Source organism: Asticcacaulis excentricus (genome assembly GCF_003966695.1).
GTDB lineage: Bacteria > Pseudomonadota > Alphaproteobacteria > Caulobacterales > Caulobacteraceae > Asticcacaulis > Asticcacaulis excentricus_A.
The window spans coordinates 47,249-73,456 of record NZ_AP018828.1; the positions used below are offsets into that span (position 1 = coordinate 47,249).

Genomic DNA, 26,208 nt, shown 5'->3' on the forward strand with positions numbered 1-26,208 from the left:
TCAGGCCTCACAACATCTGGGCGACGGAGGCCACCAGTTGCCCGTCGAGTATATCGACGCGACGGCTGGCCTGATCGGCGTGGCTGGGTGAGTGGGTGACCATGATGATGGTCGCCCCGGAGGCATTCAACCCTTTGAGGATGTCCATGACCTGCGCGCCGTTTTCGGTATCGAGATTGCCCGTCGGTTCGTCGGCCAGGATCAGGTCGGGATTGCCGACAATGGCGCGCGCAATGGCGGCGCGCTGCTGCTGACCACCCGACAACTGATGCGGGAAGTGGCGCGCCCGGTGGGCGATGCCCACGCGGTCCATGGCCGTTTCGATGGCCTGACGGCGCGACCCCTTCTGCCCCTGACGATAGAGCAGGCCCAGCTCGATATTCTCATAGATGGTCAGGTCATCGACCAGATTGAAGCTCTGAAAAATGAAGCCGAGATGGCGGGCGCGGTGCTGCGCCAGCTTGGCTTCACTCAATTTGGCCAGATCGACCCCGTTGAACAGATAGGCCCCCGAGGTCGGGCGGTCGATGGTGCCCAGCGTGTTGAGCAATGTCGATTTTCCGCAGCCCGACGGCCCCATAATGGCGACGAATTCACCCTGACGGATGGTCAGGTTGATATTGTGCAGGGCCGTGGTTTCGATCTCATCGGACCGGTAAAGGCGGGAGACGTTTTGAAGCTCAATCATGAATTCGAGTCCGATTTGATGTGGAGATATTGCGCATTGCGCAGGTTGGAGACCCCGGCCGTGACGATGCGCTCGCCGGGTTTGAGGCCGCTGAGGATTTCGACCTGTTCAGGATTGCGGCGGCCCACGGTGACGGCGCGGCGGCTGGCCTGATCGCCCTTGGCGTTGAGCACAAACACCCACGCCCCGCCCGATTCCGTCAGCCAGCTTCCCGACGGGGCCAGAATGGCCGGCGTCGTCTGACCCAGTCTCAGGCGGATATCGACGGTTTCGCCGCGCTTGAGATCGGCGGGCGGCGGCGTGACAAACTGCAATTCGGCCACCACGCGGCCATTGGTCACCTGCGGGAAGACTTTCGAGACGGCGACGCTGACCGTCTGACCGTGCAGGCTGGCCTCGGCCTTCTGCCCTTCGGACAGACGTTGCAGGTAGAATTCATCGACCTCGGCGCGCAGTTTGTAGCTGCCTTCGGAATCGACCTGCGCCACCGCGTCGCCCTCCTTCACCGCCTGCCCCGGTTTGAGGCTGAAGGCGGTCAGGCGGCCTGCGGCGGGGGCCGCGATGGTCAGGGCGTCGAGGCCGCGACGCACCTCGCCCAGATTACGGCGCAGGTCCTGCGCATTGTCCTGCACCTGACGGCGCTGACCGGCATAGAATTGCGCGTCGGGCGTCTGGGCGGTCTTGAGCGCCGCCACGCGCTGACGCTGATAGGCCACCTCATCGGCATAGGGTTTGACCGCCGCCGCATTGATAAAGCCCTTATCGAGCAGGGTCTGACGCTTCTGATATTCCTGTTCGGCGCGGCTGAGGGCATAGGCGGCATCGGCCAGCGCCTGTTCGCGGTTTTCCTGCGCGGTTTTCAGCGCCATCAACTGATTGGCATTGTCGGCCAGCCGCGCCGAAATATCCGCCTCACGCCCCGACACATCCAGCGTCAGGGCCGGATTGACCAGATAGACCAGCGCCTGCCCCTTGGTCACGCGGTCGCCGTCGCTGACCGCCACGGCCTGCACGCGACCGGCCGTCGCCGCCGTGATATAGACCGTATCGAGCGGCACGGCTTCGGCGCGCAGCGGCACATAGTCCTGATAAGGGGCCCGCACCACCTCACCGGTTTCGAGGGTACGCGCCGCGACCGTTACCGTGCCCGACCTGGGCAGGGTCAGGTAAAAGGCGAGACCCGCCGTGGCGATGACGACGGCGGCAGCGGTAATCTGAAACGGACGGCGGCGATACCAGGGTTTGGCGCGCTTGCGGTCCATGGCGGTGGGGGATGAGAGGACGTTATCGGGCATGTTAAAACGCTAACACAGAGTTTTCAATTCATATAAATAATTCATTTTGCTTGATTTTTGTCGATTTTTACCCTCAAATCAGGATTGAAATCACCACGCAGGTGTCCGAATCCGAACATGTCTTCCGAAGCCGAAACACCCCCTCTGACGCGCGCCGTCTTTCTTGATGACGACCCCGATATTCTGGCGGCGGCCGAGCTGGTCCTGACGCGGCAGGGCTTCACCCTGCGCACGGCGCAGTCGCCGGATGAGGCGCGCGCTTTGCTTGAGTCTGAGACGCCGGATGTGCTTCTGCTCGATCTCAACTACCGGCGCGGCGATACGTCGGGCGAAGCGGGTCTGGCCTTTTTGCAGGAACAACTGGCGAAGACCCCGCACCTGCCCGTCGTCGTCATCACCGGCCATTCGGGCATGAGCATCGCCATTCAGGCCATGCGGCTGGGGGCGCAGGATTTTGTCGTAAAGCCGTGGAACAATGATCGGCTGGTCGCCGCCCTGCGTGCGGCCATTGAGACGCCGCCGCGCGTGCCCGCCGACCTGCCGCCGCAGGACCTCAATCTGGAGCGCTCCGAGCGCGAGCTGATCAAGGCGGCGCTCAGCCGGCATCAGTTCAATATCTCGCACGCCGCCAGAGACCTTGGCCTGACGCGGGCGGCGCTGTACCGGCGCATGGAAAAACACGGTCTGTGACGCATGGGGTCTCATCGCATCTGGCTCAGCATTGTCGCGCAGGTAGGCGTCTTCGCCCTGGGGGTCGGGCTGTGGCTGGCCCTCAGTCAGGGCTATTACGCCACGGCGCTGGTCTGCGGGCTGGCCGCCGTCGGACTGGCCGTGGCGGGCGTCAACAGCCCGGCCTTCCATCTGGCGCGTGAACGCCTGCGCGCCCGGCTAAGCCCGGCGCCGATCTTTACGGCGGAGCTGGGGCGGCGCAGGCTTCAGATGCTGCTCGATCAGGCCCCCTCGCCGCTTCTTCTGCAAACCGATGACGGGCAGATCATCGCCGTCAATCGCGCGGCACGTCAACTGTTCGGCGTCGCCTACGCCCTGCCTCTGGCGGTGCGGCGCACGCTTGTCGGTGATGGCGGTGACCTGTTCACACCGGGGCAGCAGATCGTCTGGGAAGGACACACCTTCGCCGTTCAGCACAACGAACTGATCGAGGATGAGCGCACCTCGCAACTGGCCATCCTGACCGATATTTCCGCCGATGTGCGCGCCGCCGAAGCCACGGCGCTGCGTGACCTGCTGCGGGTACTCAATCACGAACTGATGAACGCCCTGACGCCCGTCGCGTCGATGAGCAAGAGCGCGCTCGACCTCCTGCATGACGACACGCCGCACTCGCGCGAACTGGCCATCAAGGCGCTGGAGCGGGTGGTGGCGCGCACCGAAGGCCTGCACGACTTTATCAATGCCTATCGCGCCCTGACCCGCCTGCCGCCGCCCAGCCTGCAACCGGTGCGCCTGTCCGAATGGCTGGATGTCCTGCACGAAAGCTTCACCGCTCAATGGAGCGACAAGGGGGTCAGCCTTTTGTGGGAGGTGCCCGCCGAAGACGCCCTGATCCGCATGGACGAAGATCAGATGTGGCTGTGCGCCGGGAACCTGCTCAACAATGCGGCGCAGGCAGCGCTGGAAAAGGGCGGCGACCCCAAGGTGCGCCTGCATGCCACCACCGGAGACAGCAGCCTGAGCGTGGTGATCGAGGATTCCGGTCCCGGCATCCCGGCCGAACATGGCCGTCAGGTCTTCATGCCCTTCTTCACCACCAAGGCCACCGGCACCGGGGTGGGCCTCAGTCTGGCCCGTCAGATCGTGCAAGGCCACGGCTCGGACCTCAGCCTGTTGCCGCTCAGTCCCGGCGATCCGGACGCCTTGGGCGGCGCCCGTTTCGCCTTTAGTCTGTCACGAATTTAAAACTTCTTCGACAGGGTGACGAAGGTGGACTCGCCGTACTTGGCCCCCAGATCGCCCTTATCCGTCGTGGTATAGGTCAGGCTGACCAGAAACTTCGGCGTCACCGCATAGCTCGCCCCGGCCAGATAGCTGGTGTAATCCACGCTCTCCCGATTGTGGCGGAAGCCGTTGGCCGCCTGAAGCGTCAGTTTCGGCGTCACCTTGTAGTCCAGCCCCCATTCGCTGAAAGTGGCCTGCTTTGCCTTGCCATAGTTGTCCGGCGAATAGGCCAGATTGAGCTTGGCCGTCAGGCGCGCGTTCAGCTTGCGCGCGGCATTGATCTCATACTCCATAAACGCGTTATCAATGCCGGTTTTGGTGCCGTTATACTGTTTGAAGATGGCGCGTGACGTCACGTCATTGCCCAGCCACTTCGACTTGTACCCGATCAGAAGCTGGGTCTGGTTATCGACGCCGGTCGTGCGGTCACGCATCGACTTGTAGAGGACACCGCCAAACACCTTGCCATAGGCGGCCTGCCCGCCGACGGTATACTGGGGGCGGCCTTCGGTCTGGCTGACGCCGCGATAGATGCCATCGCTGAGGGCTTTGATTTCCGCCGAATATTTGACCGTTTCGGCCTGAGCGACCGTTGGCAAGGCAAAAAGCAGGGTTGCGGGCAAAAGGAGGCTGTTCGCAGACATGAGGGTCTCCGTTGGCGAAACCGCAGCGCAGTCTCGCCTTCATCTCAAAAGAAGGGATTAAAAGAGACCCGTGCCGGGGGCTCGAACCGATACACCGGCACGGGTCAGTGAGGATGGAACCGTTGGGGGGGGACACGACCGGGCTACGGCCGGAAGGTTCCATCCTTAAAAGGTTAGTCCGCGCTCTTTTCGCCGAGCTGGACGCCGGCCGGAGCGCCGTGGATGGCCATCACGGGTTCGGCCTCGATCACAGGCTTGCCATTCATGGCGGCGCGGAACGTGTCCATGTCGATCGACTTTTCCCAGCGGCTGACGACGACGGTGGCGACCGCATTGCCGATGAAGTTGGTGATCGAGCGGCATTCCGACATGAAGCGGTCAACGCCCAGAATGATGGCCATACCGGCAAGCGGCACGGTCGGCACCACCGACAGGGTGGCGGCCAGGGTGATGAAGCCCGCGCCCGTCACGCCCGCCGCACCCTTCGACGACAGCATGGCGACCGACAGCAACAGCAGTTGTTGCTCAAGCGACAAGTGGGTGTTGGTGGCCTGAGCGATAAACAGGGCCGCCAGCGTCATGTAGATATTGGTGCCATCGAGGTTGAACGAATAGCCGGTCGGCACGACAAGGCCCACGACCGAACGCTTGCAGCCCGCAGCCTCCATCTTCTCCATCAGGCTCGGCAGGGCCGATTCCGAGGACGAGGTGCCGAGCACCAGAAGAAGTTCCGCCTTCAGATAACCGATCAGCTTTAAGATCGAGAAGCCGTTGGCGGCACAGACAGCCCCCAGAATGACGATCACGAACAGGGCCGAGGTGGCGTAGAAGGTGCCAACCAGCGCCGCCAGATTGACGATGGAGGCGATGCCGTACTTGCCGATGGTGAAGGCAAAGGCGCCGAAGGCCCCGATGGGCGCGGCCTTCATCAGGATTGACACCATCTTGAAAATGGCGTGGCTGACGGTTTCCAGCAGGTTGACCAGCGGCTTGGCGCGCTCACCCACAAAGATCAGCGAAATGCCGAACAGGATGGCGATAAACAGCACCTGAAGGATGTTGCCTTCGACAAAGGCCGAGGTGAAGGTCGTCGGAATAATATCCATCACGAAGCCGATCAGGGTCGTTTCGTGCGCCTTGGCGGCGTATTCATCTACCTTGGCATTGTGCAGCGTGGCCGGGTCGATATTCATGCCGTGACCGGGCTGCACCACATTGGCGACGATCAGGCCGACGATCAGGGCCAGGGTCGAAAAGGTCAGGAAGTAGGCAAAGGCCTTGCCCGTGACCGAGCCGACGCCTTTCAGCGAGCCCATGCCGGCAATACCCGTGACGATGGTCAGGAAGATGACTGGCGAAATGATCATCTTGACCAGCTTGATAAAGCCGTCACCCAGCGGTTTCAGCGCCTCGCCGGTCTGCGGGTAAAAGTGCCCCATGGCCGCGCCCAGAGCAATGGCAACCAGCACCTGAAAATAGAGATGGGCATAGAAGGGGCGCTTGCGCGGGGCGGCCGCGGTCAGCGTGTCCGTAGGGATATGCATCTGCATGGGTGTTCCTCGACCCTTTGGTGGTTTTTGTTAACTCACCATAATCCGGCAACATCCCTGTGCCCACAATTCAGCTAATTTTCATTAATATATTGAAATATATAAATTTATATTATAGGCAGTCCTCCATTTTGTGTGAAATTTCGCACACATAATCCAGACATTGTGCGAAATTTCACAAAGGTTTATGATGGCCACATGTTCCTTGTACCGCGCAAGATTCGACGGCCTCTGCTGATCCTCGCCGGCCTTGCTTGCGTGGTCGGTCTGGGGCTGGCCCTGTGGGCCGTCTATAGCCTGAGCTATACCGGGGCCCTGCGCAGCGTCTCCGAAGACGTCGAAACGCGCGCTCGCTTGCGCGCCGCCGTCCTGCAAAGCGAGATGGAGCGGCAGGCGACGGTGGCGCTGGTCCTCAGCGACGACAGCGACGTGACCGCCGCCCTGCTGGGCAACCAGCCCGCGCTGTATAGCGGCGTCTCCAAAAAGCTGGATCGACTGCGCACCCAGACGCGCAGTTCGGTCATCTATATCATTCAGGCCTCCGGCCAGACGGTGTCGGCCAGCAACTGGGCCCTGCCCGTCTCCTTTGTCGGCAGCAATTACAGCTTCCGGCCCTATTTCCGCGAAGCCATGACGAACGGCACGGCGACGCAGTTCGCGCTGGGCACGGTCAGCCGCAAGCCCGGCCTGTTTTTCGCCCGCGCCGTCACCGCCTCCGGACACCGGCTGGGCGTAGTGGTGGTAAAGATGGAGTTCGACCCGATCGAGGCCACGTGGGGTGGGTTGGACGAAGACACCTACGTCACGGGCCCCACGGGCGAGGTCTTCCTGACGGCGCACCCGGAGCGACGCTTCAAACCCCTCCCCACCCTGACGGCGCGTCAGATCGACACGGTGATCGACCTGCCCGGTGTCGGCTGGAAGCTGCACGTGATCAGCAGCGATCAGGCGGCGCGCGATACGGCCATCGCCGCCACCCTGACCACCGCTCTGGCCTTTGGCCTGCTGGGGACGCTGAGCGCCTGGCAATGGCGCCGACTGCGGCAGAGGCGGCTGTCGGCGGCGCGCGAAACCGAATACCGCGAGCGGCTGGAGCGCGATGTCGCCACCCGCACCGAGGCCCTGAGCGCCACCAATGACCGCCTGTCGAAGGAGATCCGCGAACGCCGCAACGCCCAGCGTCGCCTCAGTCGCCTTCAGGCCGATCTGGTGCAAGCCAACAAGCTGGCCAGTCTGGGGCAGATCACCGCCGGCGTGGCCCACGAGATCAATCAGCCGGTCGCCACCATCCGCGTACTGGCCGAAACCGCCGCCAGCCAGAAACCGTCAGCGCGCGGGGCGAAGGCGATCATTGCCGAAAACCTCAGCGCCATTATCCGCATGTGCGACCGCCTCGGCCACATCACCGGCGAATTGCGCACCTTTTCGCGCAAGGCCTCCAGCGAGGTCGAGCCCGTGCCGCTGAAAGAGGCGGTGGACTCGTCCATCCTGCTCAACGAAAGCCGCCTGCGCGACCACCGCGTCACCCTTAGTTGCGACCCCATCGACCCGCAATTGCGGGTGATGGCCAGCCGCGTGCGACTGGAGCAGGTGCTGGTCAATCTGTTGCAAAACGCCTTTGAGGCGCTGGACGGCGTGCCCGATGCGCAGGTGCGCCTCAGCCTCAGCGCCGACGGCGATCAGGTGCGCCTGCGCGTCGCCGATAACGGGCCGGGCCTGCCGCCACAGGTACAGGCGCAGCTTTTCAGCCCCTTCGTCACCACCAAGCCCCAAGGGCTGGGTCTCGGCCTCGTCATCGCCCACGACATTCTGCGCGATTTCGGCGGGGCGCTCAGCGCCGAAAGCTCTGAGACCGGTGCCACCTTCGTTCTGACCCTGCGTAAAGCCTCATGACCCCGCACATGAACCCTGTGACCGCGCCCCTGATCCTGATTGACGACGATGCCGATCTGCTGGCGGCGCAAAGTCAGGCCCTGCGCCTCGACGGCTTTAGCGTGCAGGCCTTTGCCAGCGGGGCCGAGGCGCTGAAGGCTCTGGATGCGACCTTCCCCGGCGTGGTGATCACCGATGTGCGGATGCCGGTCATGGACGGCCTTGAGGTCTTTGCCCGTATCCGCGCCCTTGACCCCGACCTGCCGGTGATCCTGATGACCGGGCACGGCGACGTGCCGATGGCCGTGCAGGCGCTGAAGGACGGAGCCTATGACTTCCTGTCGAAGCCCTTTGCGCAGGACGATCTGCGTCAGAGCGTGCGCCGCGCCTTACAGACGCGCGAACTGGTGCTGGAAAACCGCCGCCTGCGGCAGGCCCATGCGCAACTGGCCGATCAGGACAGCCGCTACCCCCTGCTGGGCGATTCCGCCGTCATGACCCATCTGAAAAGCGTGGTGGTGCGCGTGGCCGAGGCCGAGGTCGATACGCTGATCAGCGGCGATACGGGCGTGGGCAAGGACCGCGTGGCGCGCGCCCTGCACGCGCTCAGTGCCCGCAAGGGCCGGGCCTTTGTGCATATCGGCTGCGCGGCGCTGGACGAGGAGCGCTTTCAGAGCGAGTTGTTCGGCAGCGAACAGGGCCTGCGCCCCGGTGCGCCGCGCCTGATCGGACGCATCGAAAAGGCGCATAAGGGGACGCTGTTCCTCGATGAGGTGGAGGGCCTGACGCTCAGCCAGCAGGCGCGGCTGTTGCGCGTGCTGGAAACGCGCGAAGTGTGGCCGGAAGGGGCCGAAAGCCCGCGGCAGGTCGATATCCGCGTCATTGCCGCCACGCGCATTGATCTGGTGCAGGCCGTGCGCGATGGACGGTTCCGCGCCGACCTCTATTACCGGCTGAGCGGCGTAACCCTGCGCGTACCGCCGCTCAGTGAACGGCGCGAGGACATACCACTGCTGTTTCAGCACTTCCTGCTGGCGGCGGCGGCGCGCCTCAACCGCCCGGCCCCGCGCCTCAGCCTTCAGGCCCAGAGCCATCTGCGCCAGCACGACTGGCCCGGCAATGTGCGCGAGCTGGAACAATATGCCGAACGCTATGCGCTGGGCATCGACGACAGCCTGCCGGGCAACGATGCCGATGCGCCGGGTCTGGCCGAGCAGGTGGCGCGCTACGAAGAGGCCCTGCTGCGCGAAACCCTGGAACGCCACGAAGGACAGGTGCGCAGCGTCATGGAGGCCCTCAAGCTGCCACGCAAGACCTTCTACGACAAGGTCAATCGCTATGGCATCGACCTCAACCTCTATCGCGGGCGATAGAGCGGGATGATTTTGGAGCGGAATGATTTCCAATGGAATCATTCCGCTCAAGCCGCCATTGAGGCGGCGGCCAAGGTGGCGAAGCCACCGCCCGGCGAGGGGCTAAACAAAAATCTAGATCATTATGTTTCCACCAGAAATCATAATGTTCTAAATGGAAACATCATCCCGATCTAAATTTTTGTTTTGTCGCGATATTTTTGTCGAAAACCGCTCACACTTTTCGACATATCGCTCTATCGCGGGCTGAGCGTGAAGCCATAGCTCAGCGGCGCATTGGGGATGCGGTATTTGACGTGCGGACGCCCGACCGTATTCCACCCTGTATCGCCGCCCACACCCGTCTGAAGCGCGTCGATCATCAGCGTGCCGTCGCCATGCGGCGCGATGTCTGACGAGTGGCGCTGCCCCACCGGCTGCTGATAGAGGTCCTCAACCGGGAAGGCCAGGGCATTGGCCGACAATGGCTGATGCCCGGTGACGCGCACCCCCTGCCCCGTCGCCGTGGTCAGAGCCATCCAGCGCACATCGGTCTTGTTGCCCGACTCCTGCGGCCGGGTGTAGTTGTGGTACTGATCGGCCACCTTGCCCTGATAGAGGCCGATGGCCGCCCCGGTCTTGCGATCGGCATAGGATTCCTGCGGCCCGCGCCCGTACCACTGAAGATCGGTCAGAGCGGGGTTGGTCGCAAACTTCAGACCGACGCGCAACGGATCGGGCAGGTCGTCACGCAGCGGCACATAGTCGGCCTTCACGTCCAGCGTGCCATCGCCATAGAGGTGCCAGGTGGTCGTAAAGCGCACCGATCCCGCCCCGACGCGCCAGCCGACCCTGACGTCTCCTGCCTCAGACACCTCCAGCGTTTCCAGCGTGCGTTTCTCGCTAAGGGTCTTCCAGATGGCGTGACTGGTCACCACGCCCGTGCCGATATCGTTATCGGTCGGCCCGCGCCAGAAATAGGGCGTACCGCCGCTCAGCAGCACCTGCCCGTTGACGGCATAGGCGGTCAGCAGGCCGGTCTTGGCATCGAGCGTCAGGCGCGACGGCCCGGCGCTCAGTTCGACCGCCGCCGCCGTCCGGGTGACTTTCACCGGCCCGCTGGCGGTCAGGGCCGCCGGGCGCGCTGTCTGAAGGACAAACTGCGTCCAGCCCATCGAACTGCCTTTCGGCACGCCCGGCATACGGTCATCAGCGGCCACGGCCGAGACGGTCAGCACATATTCGGCTGCCGGGTCATAGCTGACGGCACCGAGATCAAGCGGCACCGTCGCGCGGCCTGCCGCCGGGGCATTGACGCCCGTTAAGGTGCCGGTCTTTACCGTCACCCCGTCCTTTTCGAGTTTCCAGCCAAGGGCATAGCCCGACAGGTCGATCAGGTCGTTGCGGTTGACGACCGTCAGCGTCCCCGTTTTGGGATCGCCTTCGAACACCACCGGCGAATAGACCTTCTGAAGCTCGTAATATTCCGGGTCCGGCGTGCGGTCGGCCTGCACCACGCCGTCGCCGATGGTCGAGTCGTCTTCCCACTCACCCTTGGGGAAGTCGAAGCCCTGCGCCCAGTATGGCCTGCCCTTGTCGTCCTTGCGGATCACCGCCTGATCGACCCAGTCCCAGATAAAGCCGCCTTGCAGCTTCTTATAGGCGCGGATCGTCTCCCAATAGTCTTCCAGATTGCCCAGACTGTTGCCCATGGCGTGGGCGTATTCGCACTGGATCATCGGCTGGCTGTAGCGGTTGTCCTGCGCATAGTCAGCCATCTTGACCGGGCTGTCGTACATGGGGGCGTAGATATCGACATAGGCATTGGGGCGGTGCTCCTCGCCGATCGTGCCATAGCCCAGAAAGTTGAGCAGGCGCGTCTTGTCGTGCGCCCGCACCCAGGTGGCGGCGCGCTCAAAGGCCGGCCCGATGCCCGCTTCGTTGCCCAGCGACCAGAAGACGACCGAGGTGACATTCTTGTCGCGTTCGACCATGCGCGACACGCGGTCGAGGTGCGCCGCGTACCAGTGCGGCTTATAGCCCAGTTGCACCTTGTAGCGCTGATCGATGTCGCGGATCATGGCCATATAGGTATGGCTCTCGATATTGGCCTCATCCATCACATAGAGGCCGTATTCGTCGGCCAGATCATAGACGTGCGGATCGTTGGGATAGTGCGACAGGCGCAGCGCATTGACGTGCGCCTGCTTCATCAGTTCCATGTCCCTGCGCGTCGTTTCGGGCGACACCACGCGGAAGGTATAGGGGTCGTGCTCGTGGCGGTTGACGCCCTTGATCATGACGCGCTTGCCATTGACCTGCACCTCGCCATTGCGGATTTCGATGGTGCGGAAGCCGATCTTTTTCGACGTGGCCGAGACCAGAGCGCCCTTGGCGTCGCGGTATTCGATGACCATGCGATAGAGGTTCGGAGTCTCCGCCGACCATGGCCTGACGTTTTTGATCGTGCCCGACAGGTGCGCCGGCTTGTCCGTAGTAGCGCGCCCCTTGGTCGTCAGCATCACAGCCTTGCCGTCATACAGGGTGGCGGTGATCGTCCCCGACCCCTTGACGCCCTTCAGTTCGGCCTCCAGCGCGAAGACGCCGTCCGTATAGGTCTTGTCCAGCAGGGCCGTAACCGTATAGTCGCCCAGCCGCGTTTTGGGTTCGGCATAGAGATAGACCGAGCGCTCGATGCCCGACAGGCGCCAGAAGTCCTGATCCTCAAGGTAGGAGCCATCAGCGTAGCGATATAGCTCGATACTGATGGTGTTCTTACCCGCCCGGACATAGGGCGTCAGGTCGAATTCCGACGGCAGTTTGGAGTCTTCCGAATAGCCGACCTTCTGCCCGTTGACCCAGATATAATAGGCCGCACCCGCCGCACCGATATGCAGGAAGACGTCCTTGCCGCTCCAGTTCGGCAACTCAAAATCACGGCGATAGGCGCCGACCTCGTTCACCTCGTGGCGCACATAGGGCTGATTGGCCCCGAACGGATAGCCGGCCCCGCTGAACAGCGGCACGCCATAGCCCTGCGCCTGAAGGATGCCGGGCACCTGCACCGTGCCCCAGCCGGAGACATCGAAGTCGGGCTTGTAGAAGTCCACCGGGCGAGTTTCTGGCGTCTTGGACAGGGCGAATTTCCAGGTGCCGTCGAGCGACAGATAGTTGGCCGAAGCCGCCATCTGACCGGCCACGGCCTTTTCCACGCTCTCATAGTTGAAGAAGGTCGACTTCATGGGCAGGCGATTGACCGCCATGACTTCCGGCTGTTCCCACTCGGCACGACCGGTGACATCAGGCGGCGGGGCATCGGCTATGGCCTTAAGCTCCGCCGCCGTCTGAGCCTGCCCGCCGGCCGCCGCCAGCAGCGCCAGACACGAAACCGATACCGCGAACAGGACGCGGCGCGCCCCCACCTTGCTGACCATGATCTGCCCTTATTCGTAGCTTTCGGTCAGATTATTATACAGTATACAATATGGCAATGCCTTGCTTTGGCTTTACCGCCTCACAACCGGTCGATGGCCGGTTGCGGTTCGGTAAACCATTTCGCGCCGGATTCCGTGACGTACATATGGTCTTCCAGACGGATACCGAAGCGTTCCGGCACCACGATCATCGGCTCGTTGGAAAAGCACATGCCCGGCGCCAGCGGCGTCTGGTCGCCACGCACCAGATAGGCCGGTTCGTGGATGCTCAGGCCAATGCCGTGGCCTGTGCGGTGCGGCGTGCCGGGTAACTGATAGTCCGGCCCCAGCCCGTGCTTTTCCAGAATGGCGCGCGCCGCGTAATCGACGCTCTCGCACGGCTTGCCCACCTCGACAGCGGCAAAGGCGGCGGCCTGCGCTTCCTTTTCGATGTCCCAGATGCGCTGCTGTTCCGCCGTCGCCTGACCATAGACATAGGTGCGGGTGATGTCGGACGTATAGCCCTGCACGTAGCAGCCCGTATCGATCAGAACGAGGTCGTTTTCCCGCAAGGTCTGCACGCCCGGCAGGCCGTGCGGATAGGCGGTGGCGTGGCCGAACTGCACGATGACGAAGCTGTTGCCCGCCGCCCCCATCTTACGGTGTGCGGCTTCGATAAAGTTGATCACCTCGGTGGTGGTGATGCCCTCTTTCAGGATGCGTGCCGTGGCCCGGTGCACGGTTTCGGTCATCGACTTGGCCTGCTGCATCAGGGCCAGTTCGGCCTCGGACTTGTACATGCGGCAGCCATTGACCACCGCCGAGGCCTCGCGCACCTCAAGGCCGGTTTCGCGCATCAGGCGGCTGACCATTTCGAAGCTGATCGCCGGATCGACGGCCAGCACACCGCCGCCCAGGTCCTGCATGGCGGCGTGGATCAGGGCGTGCGGGCTCTCGTCTTCCTGCCACAGGCGCAGCTCTGCCGGGATCTTCAGATCGGCCTCCAGCGACCCGCGCTCGAAATAGGGGCAGATGATCAGTGGCTCGCCTTCGACCGGCAGCAGCATGGCCACCAGACGCTCCGACGCGCCCCACGGCACCCCGGCGAAATAGCGCAAAGACGCCCCGGCCCCGACCAGCAGCGCCTTCGCCCCCAGATCGCGCGTCAACCGCCGCGCCTTGTCCAGACGCGCCTGATATTCATAGTCGCCGATGGCCGCCGCGGCCGGCGGCGGGCTCAGCTTCGCCAGTTCGGCCTCGATGGTGGAACCGCCAATGCTCATAGACATACCTCTTATGCGAAACGCTTGATATCAAAGGCCTGCGGGCCGGTGCCCCTTTCGACCATGTCGGCGACGATCTCGCCGGTGACAGGTCCCAAGGTAAGGCCCAGATGCTGATGCCCGAAGGCATAGTAGAGATTCTGCGCCTTGTCGCTGCGCCCGATGGCCGGCAGATAGTCCGGCAGGGTCGGGCGTATGCCCATCCATTGCGCCACCTCTGCGTCCATCGGCAGGCCCAGCTCGCTGACGTGCTGCCGCAGCCTCTGCCATTTGCGCGCGTCCGGCGGCGCATCGGGCTGGTTCAGTTCGACAAAGCTGGCGGCGCGCAAGCCGCCCTCAAAGCCCGTCACGATCATCGAACGGTCCTCGAACACCACGGGCGGCATCCCTGCGGGCCAGCCGTGCGGCGCGCTCTGGATATGGTAACCGCGCTCGGCGATCAGCGGCACGACGTGGCCGATCCCCTGCATCAAAGGCTTTGAGCGCGCCCCGGCGCAGATGATCACCGACTCCGCCGCCCGCATCAGGCCGTCATCGCATTCGACCTGCGCATGGCCGTCGCGCAGGCTCAGCCCCACCGCCCTTTGCCGTACCACCTGCCCACCTGCCGCCAGATAGGCCGCCTCCATCTGCGCCAGCAGACGCGCAGTGTCGGCGACCTGACCCGTATTCTCAAAACGGATACCGCCAGACAGAGGCCGCGGCGTCAGGGCCGATACCGCCGCCCGCTCGTCCGGCGTCAGGACATGAAACCGCGCGGTTCCGGTATCCGTATCGCGCCACGCCGCCAGACCGGCCTTTGCCGAGGCCTCGCTCTCCCAGACGACGTAGTGGCCGTCTTCGCGGATCAGGTCGGGCGCTCCCAGCGACTGCACCAGCCGCCGCCAGGCGGGCATGGCCTCGCGCATCAGGCCAGACAAGGCCGTCTTGCCGTGCGCAAAGCGCGCCGGTTCGGCGGCGGCCATCAGTCGCAACCCGAAGGGCAGCCACGCCGAAATCCCTGACGGCGGAAAGGATAAGGCCCCGCCGCGCGCAAACCAGCGCCGCCACGCGCTGCGAATCAGGTCCCATGAGGCCAGCGGCTCCACCTGTTCGATAGCAATATGGCCCGCATTGCCGTATGATGCGCCTTTCCGGGGGGAGTCCGGGTCCAGCAAAATCACATCGCCGTGGCGTTTCTGGAGTTCCAGGGCGATGGACAGACCGACGATTCCGCCCCCGACAACGATAACCTTAGACAAATGCACGTTCCTTCTTGCGCCGCATCATTGCATATTGTATACGGTATATATTCTTACGCAAGCAGTTGGAGTAAACTATGAAAGTCGATTGGCGCGGCGTATTCCCGGCGGTCACCACTCAATTCAAAGAAGACCTATCCATTGACGTGCCCGAAAGCCAGCGCGTAATCGACGATCTGATCAAGGACGGCGTGACCGGCATCATCGCGCTCGGCACCTGCGGTGAGAACAATTCGCTGGAGCCTGACGAAAAGCGGATGCTGCTGTCCGCCATTGTCGAAGTCGTCAATGGTCGCGTGCCGGTCGTCGTCGGCACTTCCGAACTGACCACGCCGCGCGCCGTCGCTTTTGCGCGCGATGCCGAAACCATCGGTGCCAATGGCCTGATGCTGCTGCCGGCCATGGTCTATGTGCCGAAGACGAATGAGCTGGTTGAGCACTTCACGCAGGTGGCCAATGCCACCGCCCTGCCGATCATGCTCTACAACAACCCGACCGCCTACCGCGTCAATATCGGCAATGATGCGCTCGAAGCGCTGCGTCCGGTGAAGAACATCGTGGCGATCAAGGAATCCGCCGCCGATACGCGCCGCTTCACCGACGTCTATAACGCCTTTGGCAGCCGCTATTCGATCTTCGCCGGTCTCGACGACGTGGCCTATGAAGGCCTGCTGCTGGGCGCGCAGGGCTGGGTGTCGGGCCTGACCTCGGCCTTCCCGCACGAATCCGTCATGCTGGTCAAGGCGCTGGAAGCGGGCGACACCAAGACCGCGCTCGAAATCTATCGCTGGTTCCTGCCGCTGCTGCACCTCGATGCCGAGCACGATCTGGTGCAGTCGATCAAGCTGGCCGAGCAGGTCATGGGCCGCGGCTCTGAGCGCGTACGTATGCCGCGTATGCCGCTGATCGGGGAGCGCCGCGCCCAGATCATCAAAATGGTCGAAGACGCCGCCGCCTCGCGCCCGTCGCTGAGCATCAACAAGGCGGCGTAAGCTCCGTACCCCGCAAAGTGGGGAGATATAAAAATCCGCGCCAAAGCGAAGGGCCAACCAGAGCTAAGGCGCGTCCTTATTGATTTCCATGAAAAAGTATCCCGATTTATCGGGAGACTTTTTTATGAGGCCCCCTATGCGTCACACCTTCTTCTGCATTGATGGTCACACCGCCGGTAATCCGGTGCGTCTGGTGGCGGGCGGTGCACCGCTGTTGCGCGGATCGAACATGTCCGAGCGTCGGCAGGACTTCCTGAACCGCTTCGACTGGATCCGTACCGGCCTGTGCTATGAGCCGCGCGGTCACGATATGATGTCGGGCGGTTTCCTCTATCCGCCGACGCGCGAGGACACCGACGCCGGTATCCTGTTTATCGAAACCTCCGGCTGCCTGCCCATGTGCGGCCACGGCACTATCGGCATGGTGACCTTCGCGCTGGAAAACGGCCTGATCACGCCGCGCACACCGGGTAAGCTGAAGCTCGAAGTGCCCGCCGGGCTTATCGACATCGACTATAAAACCGACGGCCCCAAGGTGACGGCGGTTAAGATCACCAATGTCCCGGCCTATCTGGCCAGGACCGGCATTGAAATAGACGTGCCGGACTTCGGACCGGTAACGCTTGATGTCTCTTACGGCGGTAACTACTACGCCATTATCGAGCCCACCAAGGACGGCCCCTATACCGGCCTCGACGCTCTGGGGGCCGCGCGAATTATCGAGTTGAGCCGCACCATCCGCACCCTGGTGCGCGAAGTCTATGAGCCTGTGCATCCGCTCGACCCGACCATTCGCGGGGTCAGCCACGTCCTGTGGGCCGATGCGCCCAAAAACGCCGAAGGCGAAGCCAATCCTGCCCACGGCCGCAACGCCGTCTTTTATGGCGAACGCGCCATCGACCGCTCACCCTGCGGCACCGGCACCTCGGCGCGGCTGGCGCACCTGCACGCCACGGGCCGCCTGACGGTAGGCGAACCCTTCATCCACCAAAGCTATATCTGTAGCCGCTTTACCGGTGTGGTGACGAAAGAGGTCGATCTCAACGGTCAGCCGGCCATCATCCCGTCCATCGAAGGCTCGGCGATGTCGACCGGGTTCAATACCATCTGGATCGATCGCGAAGATCAGTTCTGGGACGGTTTTCAGGTCGTATAACGCGGCTTCAGCGCCAAAAGAAACGCAGCGGGCGACGCACAGCCGTTGTCCGCTGCGAGCGTTTGTGACAAAGGGTGTGCGATTCAATGGCTGGAGGCGTCAGCCTCTTTGGCTGTCGTTATCAGATTTTCGCAGAATCAGGTTACAGTTATTGACTTGTTAGCGTTAGCACCACAGTGTTACAAAAAGCGTATACCATATAAATCCAAACAAGAGTTTCGCATGGCGCTGGTCGTCCAAACCCTCTCTGAACAGATCTTTACCCTCGTCCGGGATCGGATCATTTCCGGCTCCCTGCCCGTCGAGGTCGCCATCCGTCAGGACGCTCTGGCGGCGGAGCTGGGGGTCAGCAAGATTCCTCTGCGTGAGGCGCTGGTGCGGCTGGAGCAGGAAGGCCTCCTCACCTCTCAGGCCAATCGCGGCTTCTTTGTCCGCCCGATGACCGCCTCTGAGGCCGAAGAGGTCTATGCCCTGCGCCTGAAGATCGAGCCGGAAGCCGTGGCGCGCGCCGCCGCCTTGGCGACGCCCGCCGATCACAAGGCCGCGCGCGACGCGCTGGACGCGCTGGACCGCGCCGCCGCCGAGGACAACAAGAGCGAGGTGGGCAAGCTCAACCGTGCCTTCCACCTGTCGCTGGTGCGCCCGCTGGGCCGTCAGGTCACCCTGCAGATCATCGAGCGGCTGAACATCATCGCCGAACGCTACGTGTCCAAACATCTGGAACCCGCCGGCCGCGACGACCGCGCGCATCAGGAACACTCCACGCTTCTGGACCTGTGGATGCGCGGCAAGGGCGAAGAGGCGTCCGAGCTGATGCACGCGCACATCGCCGAAACGCTTTACGACCTGCGCAAGGAATTCGAGAACGACAAGCGCGCCTGATACCCAGGGTCATTGAAAATGACTCTGGGTATGCCTTTCGAGACTGTCTCATGTCTCCAACACAGATGAGACAGTCTCGAGTTTTCAACGGCCGGAGGCGGTCAGCATCTTCGGCCGTTGGTATGAAACACCAGCGCAGCAAAACCGTCACACTCGAACGGTAAAAAGCTCCCGTTTCCGGGAGCTTTTTTCATGCGTCTGTCCTGTCTTGCCTTCACTGCACTGGTGGCTCTCACCGGCCACGTCCACGCCGAAGAGGCGCGCACCTGGCTGGCCGGGGATCACCACGTGCACAGCCGCTTTTCCGGCAAGCGCACCGAAGACGGCACCTATGTGCTGGGCAAGGACGGCATCTACACCCTGCCCGACAATGCTCGCCACGCCCGCCAGTACGGTCTGAGCTGGGTCGTGCTGATCGACCACGGCGGCGAAGGCCTGTCGAAACTGCGCTACGAACAGGCCTATCCGGAGTTTTTACGGGCGCGTCAGGCGGTGCCGGACCTGATCCAGTTCTTCGGCATGGAACTCGATACGCCGGGCGGCGACCATTCGAGCCTGATCATGGCCATCGACCCGCGCGAGGCCGAGACGCTGCGCCATCTCGAAAGCACCTATGCGGCCCATGAAACGAAAGACCCGGCCCGCGACGACCCGACGCGCATGATCGCGGCGCTGAGCGAGATGCAGGGCCTGAACCCCCAACCACTCGTCATCGCCAATCACCCGTCGCGCGGCGCGAAATCACCGGACGGCTATGGCCGCCATACGCCGCAATCCCTGCGCAACTGGATAGACACTGCGCCCGACGTAGCCGTCGGCATGGAAGGCGCGCCGGGCCATCAGGGCGCCAGCCTCAAGAGCGGGGCGACACCCGACACCCTGCGCAAGCGCGGCTATTACGAGCAGTCGCCGACCTATGGCGGGTTTGATGCCATGACGGCGCGCCTTGGCGGCGTGTGGGATGCGCTGCTGGGCGAAGGTCGCCACTTCGTGGTCACCGCCACCTCGGACTCGCATCGCAATGTCGCCGACGGCGGCGAAGACTTCTGGCCCGGTCAGTACGCCAAGACCTGGGTCAAGGCGCGCAAGGACCCGGCGGACATTCTCGACGGCCTGCGCAAGGGCCGCGTCTTTGTGGCCACCGGCGATCTGGTCAGCGAACTGGATATGGACGTCGCGGGTGCCCATCTGGGCGACACGGCCACGGTCAAAAAGGGTGAGACGGTGCAGGTGTCGGTGCGTCTGCGCGACCCCGCCGGGCCGAACGCCCACGGCGACCGCCCGGAATTGAAGCGCGTGGACCTGATCATGGGCGAGGTGATGCGACAGGTGGCCGAGCGCAACCCCACAACCCGCGTGGCGAAGACCTTTACCCCTGCCGACTGGACGCGCGACGGGGAGATCATCACCTTCAACTGGTCATTTACCGCCACCACAGACGCCTATCTGCGCCTGCGCGGCACGGCGACCGATGAGGCCGAGCCCCTGCCCGACCCGCTGGGCGAAGACCCCTGGCCGGACCTGTGGGTCTATGGCAGCCCGGTCTATATCCAGGTGCGGTAAACCCGTCTAAACAGCCGTCTCGTGCGTAAAAGGCGCATGACACAGACATCCGACGAATCCGACACACCCGCTCCTGAAATCGCCGCCTGCGGCACGGTCTGCCGTGAGGGCCTGACCGTCTATTTCGACGGGTCCTGCGCTCTTTGTTCCACCGAAATCCGCTACTATTCGGCGCGCGCGGGCGAGGCCCTGCGCTTTGTCGATGTGGCCGACCACGCGGTGACGCCTGAGCCCGATCTGCCGCGCGAGGCGGCGCTGAAACGCCTCCACGTGCGTCAGCCCGATGGCACGCTGCTGTCCGGGGCACAGGCCTTCATCGCCATCTGGTCGCAGGTGCCCGGCTGGCGTTGGCTGGCGCGTCTGGCCTCCCTGCCCGGTGTGGCGTGGTGTCTTGAGCGCGCCTATCGCGCCTTCCTACCCGTGCGTCCCGCCCTGTCGCGCCTCGCCCGCGCTTTGGGGGCCAAACCCATGCGTCAGCCGTAGCGCTGTCTAATCTAAACGTCGCCACCCGCCGTATAGATAGCCAGAAGCGCTTCTGAGTTCGAGTTTATCGCCACGTTCGGCATCCCCCAACAGACGGAGACTAAACCCATGATTAAGCGCAATCTTTTGCATAAACTGACCATCGCCCTGCTGGCCACCAGCCTGACCCTGCCGGCCGCTGCTGTGGCTGGAGATTATGCCAAGAAACCCACCACCACCATCGTTGAAACCGCCGCCGGTAACCCGAACTTCAGCACGTTGGTCGCTGCCGTGAAAGCCGCCGATCTGATCGGCACCCTGTCCGGTCCCGGTCCTTTCACCGTGTTTGCCCCGACCAATGCCGCCTTCGACGCCCTGCCGCACGGCACGGTGCCGACGCTGCTGAAGCCGGAAAACAAGGCCAAGCTGACCAAGGTCCTGACCTATCACGTCGTCGCCGGTAAGGTGAAGGCCGCCGACCTGATCGCCGCCATCAATGCCCATAATGGCAAGTACACCATCACCACCGTCAGCGGCGATACGCTGGTCGCCTCGCTGTCGGGCGGCAAGGTGCTGCTGACCGATGAATCGGGCGGCGTCGCCACCGTCACCACCACCGACCTGTATCAGAAGAACGGCGTCATCCACGTCATCGACAAGGTCGTTCTGCCGAAATAAAGGTTTGTGTGCAAAGAGGCCCGGCCCCCTTCCGGGCCTCTTTTACCGCCCGCCCAGAAAGGTCACGCTATGGATATCATCGTCAATATCGCTATCGGCCTGTCGCTGCTGGTCGTTCTGGCGACCTTTATCATGGGCATGTTCGCCTTTGCCCAGAACGGCAAGGAAGCGGGCGCCAAGCTCAACAAGGCGATGGAATGGCGCGTGCGTACCCAGATCGTCGCCATCGGCATCCTGATCCTCAGCATGGCGATCAAGGCCGGGTCGTAGGTTTTAACGGAAGAGGTACTGGTATCTTCTCGGTTCGTTAACATGACAATGTTATCAATGGGCAAAGTAAATTACTTTCCGATTGCCTATGCCGACCCTGTTTCATCCTGTTCCATATCACCCGCACCTGCTGCGTCAGGCCTATCGCACGCTTGGGCCGATGCTGCTGGTCAATCTGGCCTGCGTAATCGGCACCAGCTTCCTGCTCGACATAGCCAACCATCCGCTGTTGTCCGGCTGGGTGGTGATGCATGTGACGGTCATCCTGATCCGCGGCGGCTCATGGGCGCGTTTTCATCAGGACAAGCGCAACTGGCGGCGCAAAAGCGATTATCAGTTCTGGAAGGCCAGCTATGCGGCGGGCCTGCTCGTCTCCGGCAGCCTGTGGTCGGCTCTGGCCGTCTATCTGTTTGCCAAACACCCTGAAATCGCGTCTGTCGAAGCGCAGTACGCCGTCCTGATCATCCTGTCGGCGCTGGCGGGCGGGGCCACGGGCGTTACCTCAAGTTTTGCGCGCGCCGGCAGTGTCTATATCGGTCTGCTGCTGCTACCCGCCTCCCTGACCCTCCTGACCCACGACGACACGCATCGCACCCTGGGCCTTCTGGGCCTGATCTTTTTAGGCGTCATGCTGGTCACGCTGCGTGGCAATCATCGTCTGCTGGTGCGCAATCTCACCCTCGAAGACCGCAATCTCAGCCTGATCAAACAGCTCAGCGAGGTCAATCAGGTGCTGGAGGCCAAGGTCAGCGAACGCACCGAACGGCTGGCGCGGCTGGCCCATACCGATAAGCTGACCGGCCTGTTCAACCGCTACGGCCTGTTCGACTGGCACCAGAAGCGGATCGAGGCCGAGCCACACACCCGCACCGTCGTCTTCTTCCTCGATCTCGACCGCTTCAAGCAGGTCAATGACGCCCTGAGCCACGAAGCGGGGGACAAGGTGCTGACGGCCATTGCCCAGCAGATCGAGTCCGTGGCCCCACCGCAGGCCAAACTAGCCCGCTGGGGCGGCGATGAGTTCGTTCTGGCCTGCCCGGTCACCGGCGACGTCAATGCGCTGGTCGATGCGGTCTCCGAGGGCGTATCGCGCGCCGTCGATATCCCGCTGAACATCGAAGGCACCGATCTCAAGCTGGGCGTCAGTATTGGCTGGGCCTGCCATCCCGATCACGACAAGACTTTTTCGGACATCGTCCACGCCGCCGATCTGGCCGCCACCGAGGTCAAGCGCAGCGGCCGCGGTCGGACACTGGCCTTTGACGAAACCTTTGCCGAAAGCCTGCGCCGCCGCTTCAACCTCAGCCGCGCCCTCAGTGAGGCCATCGGCAGCGACGCCTTGTATGTTGCCTATCAGCCGATCATCTGCGCCCGCACCGGCGCGCTTTTGTCCTATGAGGCCCTGTGCCGCTGGGACCATCCGGAGCTGGGGACCATCCGCCCGGACGAGTTCATCCGTCTGGCCGAAGATACCGACCGTATCGTGGCACTGGGCAACTGGGTGCTGGAACGCGCCTGCGCCGATGCCGTCCAGTGGCGCCGTCAGGGGATCGCAGCCAAGGTGGCGGTCAATGTCTCGGTCAAGCAACTGACGCTCGATACCTTTGCCCTGCATCTGGTGTCGATCCTGTCGCGTACGGGCCTTTCACCGGCCTGTCTGGAAATCGAAGTGACCGAAAGCGTCTTTGATGACGGCCATATCGAGCAGGTCAGCCACACCATCAAACACCTCAAGGCGCTGGGCGTGCACATCCATATCGACGATTTCGGCACGGGCTATTCGTCGCTGTCGCGTCTGCGTCACCTCAATGTCAGCGGCATCAAGATCGATCAGTCCTTCGTCGCCGACCTGAGTGGTCAGAGCCGCGTGATCATCGAAAGCACCATACTGATCGCCCGCGCCTTTGGCCTGACCATCGTCGCCGAAGGGGTGGAAAGCGATGAACAGCGCGACCTGTTGCGCACGCTGGGCGTGGATCAGCTTCAGGGATATCTGCTGGGGCGTCCGCAGCGCCTGGGCAACATTCTGGGGGCGGATACGCTCAGCGAAACGGCGGCGTGAAAACGGCACAAAAAACCCCGGAGCCTTCGCTCCGGGGTTTTTTCATTCAGACCCGAAAGCCGGATCAGAACTGCCAGTTCAGGCCGACAAACACGGTGCGGCCCGACGTCGTGGTGTTCCACAGACGCTTGGCCCCGCGCGCGGCGTTACCGCCCGGCCAGAAGCTGTTGTACTGGATTTCCTTCTCGTCGGTCAGGTTGATACCGTCCAGCGTCAGGCGCAGGCTGGGCGTCACCTGCCAGAAGGCGGCCGCGTCCACATAGGTGGTCGAGGCAAAGCCACCGCCGTCGATCGGATAGTCCGAGCGGAAGTTTTCGGAGATACGTGCCCCCCATTTGGCGGTTTCATAATAGATGGTCAGGTTGTGGTTGACGTCCGACACGCCCCACAACGGCCCCTTCACATCGACGCCCTGCACCGAATTGATCGTCGTGGTGTCGATAAAGGTGACGTTGGCGACCATGCCCAGATTGTTGAACGGCGCGGGCAGGAAAACGAAATCCGTCTGACCACTCAGCTCAAAGCCCGTCAGCTTGACATTATTGAGGTTGATCGGACGGGTGTATTCGTTGACCGTGCTGTTGGCCGTCACCCCGGCGCTCAGTCCTTCGGGCAGGCCGGTCGAGGCGTAGGAGACATTGGTGACCTTCTTGGATACGACCAGATTGTCGATGTCCTTATGGAAGACGCCGCCGGTGACCATGCCGACGCGACCGAAGTACCATTCGACGCCCAGATCATATTCGTCAGACGTATAGGGTTCGAGGTTGGGGTTACCGGTCGAGACGGTGATGGTGTTAGTCGTCGTGTCGTTGCTGACCGTGCCGTTCATGGCATAGGCCGTCAGCGACGGACGGTTGAGGTTCTGCGACGCCGCCAGACGCACCTGCACATTGTCGGACGCTTCAACCACCAGATTGAACGCCGGCAGGGTGCCCGAATAGGTCTTCGACGTCGTCACCGGCTTCGTCGTGCCGTTGACGCTCATAAAACCTTCGGAGGTCAGTTCAGTCTCATAGCCGCGCAGACCGACATTGCCGCGTACAGGACGGCCCCCCAGCGTGCCCTTGAAATCGACCTGAGCATAGGCGGCATTGGTGTCCTCGGTGACACTGTAGTCGGCATTACGCACCCAGTTTACCGTGCGCGTCACACCGTAATAGTTGAGCGCCTTGTCAAAGTCGGCAATCACCCACGACTGGTCCTTGTGGCCGGTGAACAGCTTGTAGTAGCTGTTCACCTTGTCATCCGGGCGCGTACCCCAGGTGCCGTTTTCCCACTCGCCCTTCAGCAGGTCGTCATTGGTATACTGACGGCCCGAATTGGCGAAGCTGCGATAGGACAGACCGGCCTTGAAGGTCAGGTTGTCGCTGTAGGCATAGGCAGCGTTGATTTCGGCATTTTCCAGCTCGGTCGTCTGATAGCTGCTGAAAAAGTCGATTTCGTGGGCGCGGTAGTTGTTCGGATCGGTCGTGTCCCACTTATAGGTATTGCGGCCGTAATACGGGTCCTGCGTGTAGTCGGTAATCAGGCCGCCAAAGGCTTCCATATAGAACTTGTCCGAATAGGGCAGGTCGTAGGTGGACTTTTCTTTGCCCACATGACCGTTGATATTCAGCGTGTCCGACACCTGCCAGTCGGCGGTGAGCACCATTTGGTCAAATGTGTTTTCAGCCTTCTGACGGCGGGTTTCGGTGGCGAAGACCGTGTTATCGACGTCGGCATAAAGGACGCTGTAGTACTGATCGTACTGGATCGAATTCAGGCTGGGGGCCTTCTGCGCCGAAGCCGGGATGCCCGAATGGGTCATGGCCGTGCCGAGGACGGTCGAACCGACGCTGGCGCGCGTGGCGAGGTGCAGTTCGTCACGCTTGTTGGTGAACTCCCCGTGCAGCGCATCCAGCGTCAGGGTCAGGTTTTCCAGCGGACGCCATTGCAGGGCCGTGGTGATGCCAAGGCGCGTCTGATCCGAACCCCACACCGACAGACGGTTACCGCGTTGGAAGACCAGCAGGCCGGCGGTGGCCAGCGCCTGATCAGCGGCGCTCAGCTTGCTGACATTGGCAGCCAGCGCCCTCTGGTTGCCCGCGCCATAGGTGTTGTAGCCCTGTTCCTGCGTCTGACGCTCACCATAGGCGACCGAGATCAGCGCGCCGAACTTGCCGTCGTGATTGTACGACAGCATGGCCGCGCCGCGCTTCTGGAAGTCTTCGGTGTTGGAATTGGTGCCGCCTTGCAGCGAGAAGGCACCCTTCAGGCCCGGCTTGTAGTCGAACGGCTTGGCCGTGTAGAGGCCGACCGTCCCGGCCATGCCGCCTTCGTCCTGCTCGGCCGAGAAGGATTTCTTCACATCGACCTTGTTAAACAGGTCAGAGGCGAACAGGTTGAAGTCGAAGGCACGATCGCGCGAGGTCTGACCGCGCGAATCCATCGGCGAATCGACATTGCCGAGCACTTCCATGCCATTCAGTTGCACGCGGGTGAAGTCCGGCCCCAGACCCCGCAGGGACACGCGACGGCCTTCGCCGCCTTCGCGGTTGATGGCGACGCCCGGCAGGCGTTGCAGCGATTCCGCGAGGTTCAGATCGGGGAATTTGGCCATATCCTCGGCGACGATGACGTCGGAGACGATATCCGAATTGCGCTTCAGGGCGCGGGCCTGACCCAGCGACTTGCGGAAGCCGCGCACGACGACCTCTTCGGTCTCATCGGCGGGCGAGGCCTTGGCGGCGTCTTCGGTTGGCTTCAAGGTCGGGCTTTGCGCCAGGGCCGGCGCGGCGTGGATAAGCGACAGGCTGAGAACGCCGCAGGCGACCCCCGCCAACAGCGTCTTTTGCGAAACAGACATG

Annotated in this window: 20 protein-coding genes; 12 read left to right on the forward strand and 8 right to left on the reverse strand. The window is 62.8% G+C overall.

The annotated features are described in order from the left end of the window. Nucleotides 1–7: 7 nt before the first annotated feature. Nucleotides 8–688 carry an ABC transporter ATP-binding protein gene (locus tag EM6_RS11345; protein WP_013480861.1) on the reverse strand — a complete coding sequence of 227 codons (681 nt, stop codon included), beginning with the start codon at nucleotides 686–688 and terminating at the stop codon, nucleotides 8–10. Then, the gene (locus tag EM6_RS11350) at nucleotides 685–1,983 is read right to left on the reverse strand and encodes an efflux RND transporter periplasmic adaptor subunit (RefSeq protein WP_126423111.1); all 1,299 of its coding nucleotides are present in this window, start codon (nucleotides 1,981–1,983) and stop codon (nucleotides 685–687) included. Before EM6_RS11350 ends, EM6_RS11345 begins: the two co-directional genes overlap by 4 nt. A 117-nt stretch (nucleotides 1,984–2,100) precedes the next feature. Here EM6_RS11350 and EM6_RS11355 point away from each other — a divergent pair, with 117 nt between their 5' ends. Both EM6_RS11355 and EM6_RS11360 read left to right on the forward strand, forming a co-directional pair. Next, entirely contained in the window at nucleotides 2,101–2,673 is a 573-nt protein-coding gene (locus tag EM6_RS11355) for a response regulator transcription factor (RefSeq protein ID WP_126423113.1), read from the forward strand. A 3-nt stretch (nucleotides 2,674–2,676) separates the two neighbouring features. Further along, on the forward strand, nucleotides 2,677–3,900 hold the full coding sequence (locus EM6_RS11360) for a sensor histidine kinase (protein WP_126423115.1): 1,224 nt from the start codon (nucleotides 2,677–2,679) through the stop codon (nucleotides 3,898–3,900). Here EM6_RS11360 and EM6_RS11365 read toward each other — a convergent pair. Next, nucleotides 3,897–4,583 carry a TorF family putative porin gene (locus EM6_RS11365; RefSeq protein WP_126423117.1) on the reverse strand — a complete coding sequence of 229 codons (687 nt, stop codon included), beginning with the start codon at nucleotides 4,581–4,583 and terminating at the stop codon, nucleotides 3,897–3,899. The two genes, EM6_RS11360 and EM6_RS11365, sit on opposite strands and share 4 nt — an antisense overlap. Before the next feature lie 173 nt (nucleotides 4,584–4,756). Beyond that, nucleotides 4,757–6,133, reverse strand: a complete 1,377-nt coding sequence (locus tag EM6_RS11370) for a dicarboxylate/amino acid:cation symporter (protein ID WP_197723646.1) — start codon at nucleotides 6,131–6,133, stop codon at nucleotides 4,757–4,759. A gap of 198 nt (nucleotides 6,134–6,331) precedes the next feature. On the opposite strand from EM6_RS11370, the gene EM6_RS11375 reads away from it, so the two are divergent. Then, nucleotides 6,332–8,026: a sensor histidine kinase gene (locus EM6_RS11375; protein WP_126423119.1), complete on the forward strand. Its 1,695-nt coding sequence runs from the start codon at nucleotides 6,332–6,334 to the stop codon at nucleotides 8,024–8,026. An 8-nt stretch (nucleotides 8,027–8,034) separates the two neighbouring features. After that, nucleotides 8,035–9,378 (forward strand): sigma-54-dependent transcriptional regulator, encoded by a 1,344-nt coding sequence (locus tag EM6_RS11380; RefSeq protein ID WP_126423121.1) that lies wholly within the window; start codon nucleotides 8,035–8,037, stop codon nucleotides 9,376–9,378. Between the two features lie 236 nt (nucleotides 9,379–9,614). Here EM6_RS11380 and EM6_RS11385 read toward each other — a convergent pair whose 3' ends face one another. The 3 genes from EM6_RS11385 to EM6_RS11395 all read right to left on the reverse strand — a co-directional run bounded on the left by EM6_RS11385 (nucleotide 9,615) and on the right by EM6_RS11395 (nucleotide 15,294). Then, the gene (locus EM6_RS11385; protein ID WP_126423123.1) at nucleotides 9,615–12,791 is read right to left on the reverse strand and encodes a glycoside hydrolase family 2 TIM barrel-domain containing protein; all 3,177 of its coding nucleotides are present in this window, start codon (nucleotides 12,789–12,791) and stop codon (nucleotides 9,615–9,617) included. A gap of 80 nt (nucleotides 12,792–12,871) precedes the next feature. Then, nucleotides 12,872–14,053, reverse strand: a complete 1,182-nt coding sequence (locus EM6_RS11390; RefSeq protein WP_269471952.1) for a M24 family metallopeptidase — start codon at nucleotides 14,051–14,053, stop codon at nucleotides 12,872–12,874. A gap of 11 nt (nucleotides 14,054–14,064) precedes the next feature. Then, on the reverse strand, nucleotides 14,065–15,294 hold the full coding sequence (locus tag EM6_RS11395) for an NAD(P)/FAD-dependent oxidoreductase (protein ID WP_126423127.1): 1,230 nt from the start codon (nucleotides 15,292–15,294) through the stop codon (nucleotides 14,065–14,067). Between the two features lie 77 nt (nucleotides 15,295–15,371). On the opposite strand from EM6_RS11395, the gene EM6_RS11400 reads away from it, so the two are divergent. The 8 genes from EM6_RS11400 to EM6_RS11435 all read left to right on the forward strand — a co-directional run bounded on the left by EM6_RS11400 (nucleotide 15,372) and on the right by EM6_RS11435 (nucleotide 23,359). Continuing rightward, nucleotides 15,372–16,286 (forward strand): dihydrodipicolinate synthase family protein, encoded by a 915-nt coding sequence (locus EM6_RS11400; RefSeq protein ID WP_126423129.1) that lies wholly within the window; start codon nucleotides 15,372–15,374, stop codon nucleotides 16,284–16,286. 136 nt (nucleotides 16,287–16,422) lie between these two features. After that, entirely contained in the window at nucleotides 16,423–17,442 is a 1,020-nt protein-coding gene (locus EM6_RS11405) for a 4-hydroxyproline epimerase (RefSeq protein WP_126424129.1), read from the forward strand. Between the two features lie 222 nt (nucleotides 17,443–17,664). Further along, nucleotides 17,665–18,324 (forward strand): GntR family transcriptional regulator, encoded by a 660-nt coding sequence (locus tag EM6_RS11410; protein WP_126423131.1) that lies wholly within the window; start codon nucleotides 17,665–17,667, stop codon nucleotides 18,322–18,324. Nucleotides 18,325–18,516: 192 nt separating this feature from the next. Beyond that, the gene (locus EM6_RS11415) at nucleotides 18,517–19,887 is read left to right on the forward strand and encodes a phosphoesterase (protein ID WP_126423133.1); all 1,371 of its coding nucleotides are present in this window, start codon (nucleotides 18,517–18,519) and stop codon (nucleotides 19,885–19,887) included. A gap of 36 nt (nucleotides 19,888–19,923) precedes the next feature. Next, a complete protein-coding gene (locus tag EM6_RS11420; protein WP_126423135.1) occupies nucleotides 19,924–20,370 on the forward strand; it encodes a thiol-disulfide oxidoreductase DCC family protein in 447 nt (148 codons plus the stop codon). Nucleotides 20,371–20,478: 108 nt separating this feature from the next. Further along, on the forward strand, nucleotides 20,479–21,027 hold the full coding sequence (locus tag EM6_RS11425) for a fasciclin domain-containing protein (RefSeq protein ID WP_126423136.1): 549 nt from the start codon (nucleotides 20,479–20,481) through the stop codon (nucleotides 21,025–21,027). A gap of 69 nt (nucleotides 21,028–21,096) precedes the next feature. Next, the gene (locus EM6_RS11430; RefSeq protein WP_126423138.1) at nucleotides 21,097–21,297 is read left to right on the forward strand and encodes an HIG1 domain-containing protein; all 201 of its coding nucleotides are present in this window, start codon (nucleotides 21,097–21,099) and stop codon (nucleotides 21,295–21,297) included. 88 nt (nucleotides 21,298–21,385) lie between these two features. Beyond that, nucleotides 21,386–23,359 carry a putative bifunctional diguanylate cyclase/phosphodiesterase gene (locus tag EM6_RS11435; RefSeq protein WP_126423140.1) on the forward strand — a complete coding sequence of 658 codons (1,974 nt, stop codon included), beginning with the start codon at nucleotides 21,386–21,388 and terminating at the stop codon, nucleotides 23,357–23,359. A 64-nt stretch (nucleotides 23,360–23,423) separates the two neighbouring features. Here the strand turns inward: EM6_RS11435 and EM6_RS11440 are convergent, their stop codons facing one another. Next, the gene (locus EM6_RS11440) at nucleotides 23,424–26,207 is read right to left on the reverse strand and encodes a TonB-dependent receptor (protein ID WP_126423142.1); all 2,784 of its coding nucleotides are present in this window, start codon (nucleotides 26,205–26,207) and stop codon (nucleotides 23,424–23,426) included. Nucleotide 26,208: the final 1 nt, after the last annotated feature.

What these genes read in the sequence shown, in the direction of transcription:
- EM6_RS11345 (WP_013480861.1), bottom strand. Translation starts at nt 688, where the DNA reads ATGATTGAGCTTCAAAACGTCTCCCGCCTTTACCGGTCCGATGAGATC.
- EM6_RS11350 (WP_126423111.1), bottom strand. Translation starts at nt 1,983, where the DNA reads ATGCCCGATAACGTCCTCTCATCCCCCACCGCCATGGACCGCAAGCGC.
- EM6_RS11355 (WP_126423113.1), top strand. Translation starts at nt 2,101, where the DNA reads ATGTCTTCCGAAGCCGAAACACCCCCTCTGACGCGCGCCGTCTTTCTT.
- EM6_RS11360 (WP_126423115.1), top strand. Translation starts at nt 2,677, where the DNA reads ATGGGGTCTCATCGCATCTGGCTCAGCATTGTCGCGCAGGTAGGCGTC.
- EM6_RS11365 (WP_126423117.1), bottom strand. Translation starts at nt 4,583, where the DNA reads ATGTCTGCGAACAGCCTCCTTTTGCCCGCAACCCTGCTTTTTGCCTTG.
- EM6_RS11370 (WP_197723646.1), bottom strand. Translation starts at nt 6,133, where the DNA reads ATGCAGATGCATATCCCTACGGACACGCTGACCGCGGCCGCCCCGCGC.
- EM6_RS11375 (WP_126423119.1), top strand. Translation starts at nt 6,332, where the DNA reads ATGTTCCTTGTACCGCGCAAGATTCGACGGCCTCTGCTGATCCTCGCC.
- EM6_RS11380 (WP_126423121.1), top strand. Translation starts at nt 8,035, where the DNA reads ATGAACCCTGTGACCGCGCCCCTGATCCTGATTGACGACGATGCCGAT.
- EM6_RS11385 (WP_126423123.1), bottom strand. Translation starts at nt 12,791, where the DNA reads ATGGTCAGCAAGGTGGGGGCGCGCCGCGTCCTGTTCGCGGTATCGGTT.
- EM6_RS11390 (WP_269471952.1), bottom strand. Translation starts at nt 14,053, where the DNA reads ATGAGCATTGGCGGTTCCACCATCGAGGCCGAACTGGCGAAGCTGAGC.
- EM6_RS11400 (WP_126423129.1), top strand. Translation starts at nt 15,372, where the DNA reads ATGAAAGTCGATTGGCGCGGCGTATTCCCGGCGGTCACCACTCAATTC.
- EM6_RS11405 (WP_126424129.1), top strand. Translation starts at nt 16,423, where the DNA reads ATGCGTCACACCTTCTTCTGCATTGATGGTCACACCGCCGGTAATCCG.
- EM6_RS11410 (WP_126423131.1), top strand. Translation starts at nt 17,665, where the DNA reads ATGGCGCTGGTCGTCCAAACCCTCTCTGAACAGATCTTTACCCTCGTC.
- EM6_RS11415 (WP_126423133.1), top strand. Translation starts at nt 18,517, where the DNA reads ATGCGTCTGTCCTGTCTTGCCTTCACTGCACTGGTGGCTCTCACCGGC.
- EM6_RS11420 (WP_126423135.1), top strand. Translation starts at nt 19,924, where the DNA reads ATGACACAGACATCCGACGAATCCGACACACCCGCTCCTGAAATCGCC.
- EM6_RS11425 (WP_126423136.1), top strand. Translation starts at nt 20,479, where the DNA reads ATGATTAAGCGCAATCTTTTGCATAAACTGACCATCGCCCTGCTGGCC.
- EM6_RS11430 (WP_126423138.1), top strand. Translation starts at nt 21,097, where the DNA reads ATGGATATCATCGTCAATATCGCTATCGGCCTGTCGCTGCTGGTCGTT.
- EM6_RS11435 (WP_126423140.1), top strand. Translation starts at nt 21,386, where the DNA reads ATGCCGACCCTGTTTCATCCTGTTCCATATCACCCGCACCTGCTGCGT.
- EM6_RS11440 (WP_126423142.1), bottom strand. Translation starts at nt 26,207, where the DNA reads ATGTCTGTTTCGCAAAAGACGCTGTTGGCGGGGGTCGCCTGCGGCGTT.